Below are 6277 nucleotides of genomic sequence, written 5' to 3' on the forward strand. Positions count from 1 at the left end.
CATGTCGCCGATCTCGTCCAAAAACAATGTCCCGCCGTTGCACTGTTCGAACTTGCCGATGCGACGTTGATCAGCCCCGGTAAATGCCCCCTTTTCGTGTCCAAACAGTTCGCTTTCTAACAGAGCGTCGGGAATGGCCGCGCAATTGACCGCCAAAAAGGGCCGGTCCGAACGCGGGCTGTGTTGATAAATTGCCCGGGCGACCAATTCCTTGCCGGTGCCGCTCTCTCCGCGGATCAACACGGTCACGTTTTGCGGGGCCACGCGACCGACTGCTTTATAGACGTCCTGCATGGCCGGACTGCGACCTACGAGCCGGTCAGCCCGATCGTCCTTCGACGTCGTACCGGGAACAGACACCGGCACATTCATCAGGCGGCGCACCTCGATCGCCTGGCCGACCAACTTGCGGAGTGCCGTCACGTCGAGCGGCTTCATCACAAAGTCGTAGGCGCCCAATGTCATGGCTTGAATGGCGACGTCGCTCGAATCGAGCGCCGTGACAAAAATGACAGGCAGCTTAGGGTCGAGCGCGTGGAATGCGCGGAATGCCTCCAGCCCGGACATTTCTGGAAGATTGATGTCGAGCAGCACGGTATCGGGTGGTTGGCGGCGCAACAGATCCAGGCCCTCTTCGGCCGAGGCGACTTCAACCACTTCAATATCGGAACCTTCGAAACATTGCCGCACGAGATGGCGGACCGAGCGGTCGTCGTCAACAACGAGGAGTCTTGGCATGCTGGGTTCTGGAGTCTTAATACGAGGGACAGGCAGAGATCGGGGAGAGAAGTGCGTTGCCGCAACCGAATTGCACACGACGAGGGACAATATCACCATTCTGGCGGGTTCGCACGACTTTGCAAAGGCTAGTCCCTTCATGAATCTCAGAGCCCGGGCCAGGGGCTATCGCAAATGAATACGGACGATGTGCGGTGCGACGCCGGACTGCCAGATGTACCTTTGTTGGAGGCATCGCTCGCCCGCCGCGCGGCGCGGACGAGAGTTATTGGTTCGTCGAGCGGTTTTAACTGCCATTTCCGCCGCGCTGGCGTATTGTCAGAAGCTCGTCCGCTCGTCTGCCCATCGCGTCACCCATGTGGGCTCGCGAAGAACAGCGATATAAAATCTCGACGGCCGCCAGTTGCCGTGGTTGCAAAGAAGCGCCAACCGCACAGGGGCGCAGAAGAAGCAAGGTCGCAAGCTCGCTCCGAAGGGCAAGAACCTGGCGGCTGGGCGTCCGGCTTCGTCGAAATTGATTGTTTTTCGGCCAGTTAGCGTCGGCTGACGGCGCGAACTGGACGGAAATCGACCAATATTACGCTCCCCCCTGTTGGCCGGAGACCGCGTTAAGGAGCATTAAGGGCCGACAATCGATCCGCCCCTCCCAGTGGAATCGGCGTCGTCGCTCGGTGAATTCAAGCGGCATAGTTCTTGCATAACTCTAGTTGTGAACGAGGCGTCGGCCGTCTCGTTACAAACGGAACGAGTAGAGGACATTCGTTAGCACGCGGGGTACTATGTGAACCGTGTAATGCAATCACCAGAGACCGAGCACCACGCGACCATGCACAGCCCAAGAGTTCTTGTAGTTGACGACGATCGCAGTAATTCGGCCCTCGTCTCACGTGTGTTGGAATCGAAAGGTTACACCGTGGACGTGGCAGGCGACGGCAAGGCCGCTTTGGAGCTTGTTCGAGAGCGGGATTACCAATTGGCAGTCGTCGATTACCAGATGCCGGGAATGAATGGCGTGGAATTGTTTCGCGAGGCACGTTGCCTGCAGCCTGCGCTATTGGGCGTGTTTTTGACAGCGTATGCCAATATCAACACGGTGTTTCCGGCAATCGAAGCCGGGGTCGAACGCGTTTTGGCAAAGCCGCTGAATGCCGACGAGTTGCTACGTCTTACGCAGGACCTAATTGGCCCAGGATCCGACAACACGCCGGTTTGACCTGCGGCCGCCCCTCGCCAACGGTGAAAGACCGTCTGGGAAGTGTGGCAGGGCGCTGGCTTGTTTTTGACCAATCCGGACGGATTGAAACCGATTTGTCGCAACGGATTGTTGAGAAGTGCGGGCAAATTCGAGCGCCGAGCCCGAAATGTTCTAGCAGAACGTTTGGATTTCGACGGCAAAGCCGGAAGTCTCAAGCCGGCCGTCTTCTGGCGCGGGGTTTGCTGTCCATGTTCCAGGGGCCGGAAATTTGCGCGCGCTTGGCGGTCTGTTTATGTGCCTATTGGGCACTTCGACGGCAGTGCGGCTGCCGTGGTTTACGAAGGGGGGATGTTCGATCATGCCCTCTAGCCCATTTTTAAGTCGGCTCGTCAGCAGAAACCGCGAGGCTGCCAAAACCTAGAATGCCGTCGGTCCGCCTGACGTCGTGCGAGCTTTTCGCTCAAGTCTTCAATTCAGACGTTTTGCACTACAAGAGTGGGCCCCCGTCCGCGTGGCGCGTTCGGTCGAGCGACTGAGAGCGTAAGTCAAGAATGATACGATAAAGTAACGTGCGTTCGACATTCGCGGCGGACAGCGAACTTGGCGAACGGGGTTCCGACGAGTTTGGCGAAGGGACCTTTGACACGCGGCCTGCAAAACGAGAAGAGATTCCGCGAGCAATCGCGCCCTCGGCCTAAGCCTCTGGAGCCTGTTAACCTTCACGCGTCGTCTTATGTCAACACGGCATCGTTCTAACCTTCTGTCCTATTTGGCGGCAGTTCTTCTCATCGCCGTGGCGAGCGTGATCGTGGCGTTGATGGCCAAGAACGTAGTCGTTCTCATTGCGATTTACTTCACCGCGGTAGCCGCCGTGGGTTGGATCGGCGGACTCGGACCGGCTTTGCTGGCGACCGGCCTGAGTTATCTGACTGCGAATTGGTTTTTTCTTCCGCCGGGCGATGCGTTTAAACCGAATTCCACGGCCTTTGTCTATCTGTTCATCTGCCTGGCAATCGCCGTCTTTAGCGAGATTTCCAAACGTTCGATGCGTCGGGCCAGCACCAATGCCGAGCAAGTCAAATTAATCGCGCATAGCATCACCGATGGGTTCGTGGTCGTTGATAGTGCCTGGAATCTGACCTATATGAATCGGGCAACCGAAGAATTCAATCGACGGTACTTTCTGCAAGGTTCGACGCACAATCCGGCGGGCATCTTCCCGCTGAACCTAGAGGGGCCCGCGCGCGCCAAGCTCAAACAGGCCGCTACGGACCAGGTTACCATCGAATTCGAAGAATTTTACGCGCCGTGGCAGCGCTGGTTTGAACTGAAAGCGTCTCCCACCGATGTACACGGCCTGACCATCTATTTTCGCGACATTACCGAGCGAAAGCGGGACGAGGACGAGATGCGCCGTCTGGCCTCGATCATCGAGTCGTCCGAAGACGCGGTCATTGGCCTCGATCTAAAAGGAACCATCACCAGTTGGAACCAGTCGGCCGAGAAACTCTATGGCTATACCGCGGACGAGGTCGTGGGAAAACCGGTGCTCACCTTGTTGCCGCCCGAAAAGATCGACGAAGAAGCGATCATCCTGGCGCGAGTCCGTCGCGGGGAGCTCGTTCGCCACTTCGATACTGTGCGGATGCACAAAGATGGGCGGAAAATTAATGTTTCGGTCAGCATTTCGGTGATCCGCGACGAAAGCGGCGCGATTGTCGGCTTTTCTAAGATTGCCCGCGATATCGGCGATCGCGTTCATGCAGAGCAGGCATTGCGCGATGCCGATCAGCGCAAAGACGACTTTTTGGCACTACTCGGCCACGAATTGCGAAACCCGCTGGCGGGCATTGTCAACGGCATCGAATTCCTTGGGCAACCCGGTCTCAGCAAGGCCGATACACAAGAGGTTCAAGCTATTATCGAAAGGCAATCGGTCCATATGAGCCGCTTGATCGACGATTTGCTGGACGTGTCGCGCATCGTGCGTGGCAAGATTACGCTGGAGACCAAGCGCATCGATCTGGCAGCCGTCGCGAGGCAAACGGCGAGTGATCACAAGGTGCTTGTCGAGGAGAGCGGGCATGTATTGGACGTCGACGGCGCAGCCGGCGAGGTGTGGGTCGACGGAGACACTGTTCGCCTGGCGCAAGTCGTCGATAATCTGCTCAGCAATGCGATCAAGTTTACGAACCCAGGAGGGCGCGTAACGCTGACGGTTCGCGCCGATCCCGCCAGCAAGACGGCGATCTTGGAAGTGCGCGATTCCGGGATCGGCATGACCCCCGATACCATTGCCTCGCTGTTTGAACCCTTTGCTCAGGCGAAGGAGACTCTCGATCGCAGCCGAGGCGGCCTGGGCCTGGGGTTGGCCGTCGTCAGGGGATTGATCGAACTGCATCATGGCACGATCAGCGCCGATAGTCCCGGGGCGGGCCAAGGAGCAGTCTTCACGGTACGTCTTCCATTGCAAACCGCCCCGCAACCCAATTCGCCTGAACCGGCCAGCGATCAGAACGATGCTGGGCATTTGCGGGTGCTCGTCGTCGACGACAACCGCGATGTGCTGCACATCATGAGCAAGCTATTGAAGGTCGGCGGGCATACCGTGGCCGTCGCCAATGACGGTTCGGCCGGGGTCGAGGCAGCGCGACAATTCCATCCCGACCTGGTGCTGTGTGATATCGGCTTGCCGGGCGAAATGAACGGATACAAGGTCGCCCAAGCCTTGCGATCGGACCCAAAGACCCGGTGTGCGCACCTGGTGGCTGTGACCGGGTTCGGCCAGGAAGAGGACCGCCGTCGCGCGGTGGAAGCCGGCTTCGACCGCCATATGACCAAACCGGTAGGCTTTGCCGACTTGCAATCCCTGATTACCGAGCTGGAACGCGATCGAAATCAACTGGCTCCGTGACGATTGGGGTAGCGAGAGAGCTTCCAGAGCAATTCCGCGGCTCGGCGTGCTAGAGCTCACCGAACCACGACCGACTCGGCAAGATGCCTTACGAGTCTTCTTTTAGATCTTGATCAATTCTTAGTGAGCACCGAGACTGTGTGCGGGTAGCTGGTAGGGGTCGGTCTTCAGCAGATGCCGTAAAGGACTGCGAATACTGGGCCTGCCTGGCAAGTAGCGCCCACCGCCGAACCTATGACCTTACCGACGCGACTAACGCGCCGGTCCCAACCAGGAAACATATATGGGCGATACGCTGATCACCACCCGCACCGAAGGTGCGATTCGCTTCGTAACGATCAATCGACCCGAGAAGCGGAACGCAATCACGCCGCAGATGCTCGTCGATCTGGCCGAGGCCGTGCGCCGCGTCGACGAAGAGCCCCAGGTGCGGGCCGTAATTGTGGCAGGGGAGGGGCCCATGTTCTCGGCCGGCATCGACGTGATGTCTTTGGCCGAAAGCCAAGGGGCCGTGGGCGAACTGAACCCGGCCCGCTGGTTGCGGCGTTTTGCGGAAAACTTGCAGCACGCTCTGGATGTGATCGAAGCCACCGAGGTGCCGGTGATCGGTGCCTTGCACGGCCAGGTGTTGGGCATGGGAATGGAACTGGCGTTGGCGTTCGATCTGCGCGTGGTGGCGGACGACTGCAAGTTTGCCATTCCCGAATCGCGCATGGGGCTGGTTGCCGATGTGGGAGGGACGACGCGACTTAGCCGCGTGGTCGGTCCCAGCCGCGCCAAGGACATGCTGCTGACGGCTCGTTCCCTCGACGCCGCCGAGGCCCTGCAATGGGGATTGGTCAATCGAGTCGTGCCGGCCGCCGAATTGGCGAGCGCCACGATCAAGCTCGCCGAGCAGATCGCCGCCAATGCTCCCCTGGCTGTCGGGCTGGCAAAGTTGGTTGTCGATCAAGGAGACGGGCTCGACAAGCGAACGCAGATGGCCATTGAGCGCTGGGCGCAGAGCCAGCTAATCTCGACTACCGACGTGCAAGAAGCCGTAATGGCGTTCCTGGGAAAACGGCCGGCAAAATTCCAGGGGAAATAGAACGTCACGGCGCCGCGCGGACCGCGGAAGCTAACCATGAGCAGCGTTGCCAGGCGCGCACTTTTAGGATTCGTACAATTTCAAGTTGCCCTAGCGGGATCGCTGTTCTTGCCGGCCGGAACGTGGAACTACGGCGCGGCCTGGGCTTATTGGCTACTTTTCGGCACGGTGATGCTGGCGACAACTCTCTATTTCCTCAGGCATGATCCGGGCTTCGTCGAGCGACGTTTGTCGGTGGGTCCGGGCGCAGAAAAGCGCAAGTCTCAGCAGTACATTCAGGCAATCGCCGGCGTCTTAACGCGTGCGATGTATGTGGTTGCGGCCCTCGACTACCGCTTTGGTG

The 6277-nt window shown here is 58.8% G+C and carries 5 protein-coding genes; 4 read left to right on the forward strand and 1 reads right to left on the reverse strand.

Translation table 11 applies throughout. The features are described from left to right. Positions 1-738 (reverse strand): sigma-54 dependent transcriptional regulator (locus VGG64_05775; protein ID HEY1599089.1); only part of this gene is annotated, 738 nt, incomplete at its 3' end. An 826-nt stretch (positions 739-1564) separates the two neighbouring features. Here VGG64_05775 and VGG64_05780 point away from each other — a divergent pair. The 4 genes from VGG64_05780 to VGG64_05795 form a co-directional block, all read left to right on the forward strand. Next, complete coding sequence (locus VGG64_05780) at positions 1565-1951, forward strand: response regulator (GenBank protein HEY1599090.1); 387 nt, start codon at positions 1565-1567, stop codon at positions 1949-1951. Positions 1952-2702: 751 nt separating this feature from the next. Then, positions 2703-4847 (forward strand): PAS domain S-box protein, encoded by a 2145-nt coding sequence (locus VGG64_05785; protein ID HEY1599091.1) that lies wholly within the window; start codon positions 2703-2705, stop codon positions 4845-4847. Between the two features lie 283 nt (positions 4848-5130). After that, positions 5131-5934 carry an enoyl-CoA hydratase/isomerase family protein gene (locus VGG64_05790; GenBank protein ID HEY1599092.1) on the forward strand — a complete coding sequence of 268 codons (804 nt, stop codon included), beginning with the start codon at positions 5131-5133 and terminating at the stop codon, positions 5932-5934. Between the two features lie 36 nt (positions 5935-5970). Then, on the forward strand, positions 5971-6277 hold a 307-nt coding region (locus VGG64_05795; protein ID HEY1599093.1), incomplete at its 3' end, for a hypothetical protein.

This window comes from Pirellulales bacterium, from assembly GCA_036490175.1.
GTDB lineage: Bacteria > Planctomycetota > Planctomycetia > Pirellulales > JACPPG01 > JACPPG01.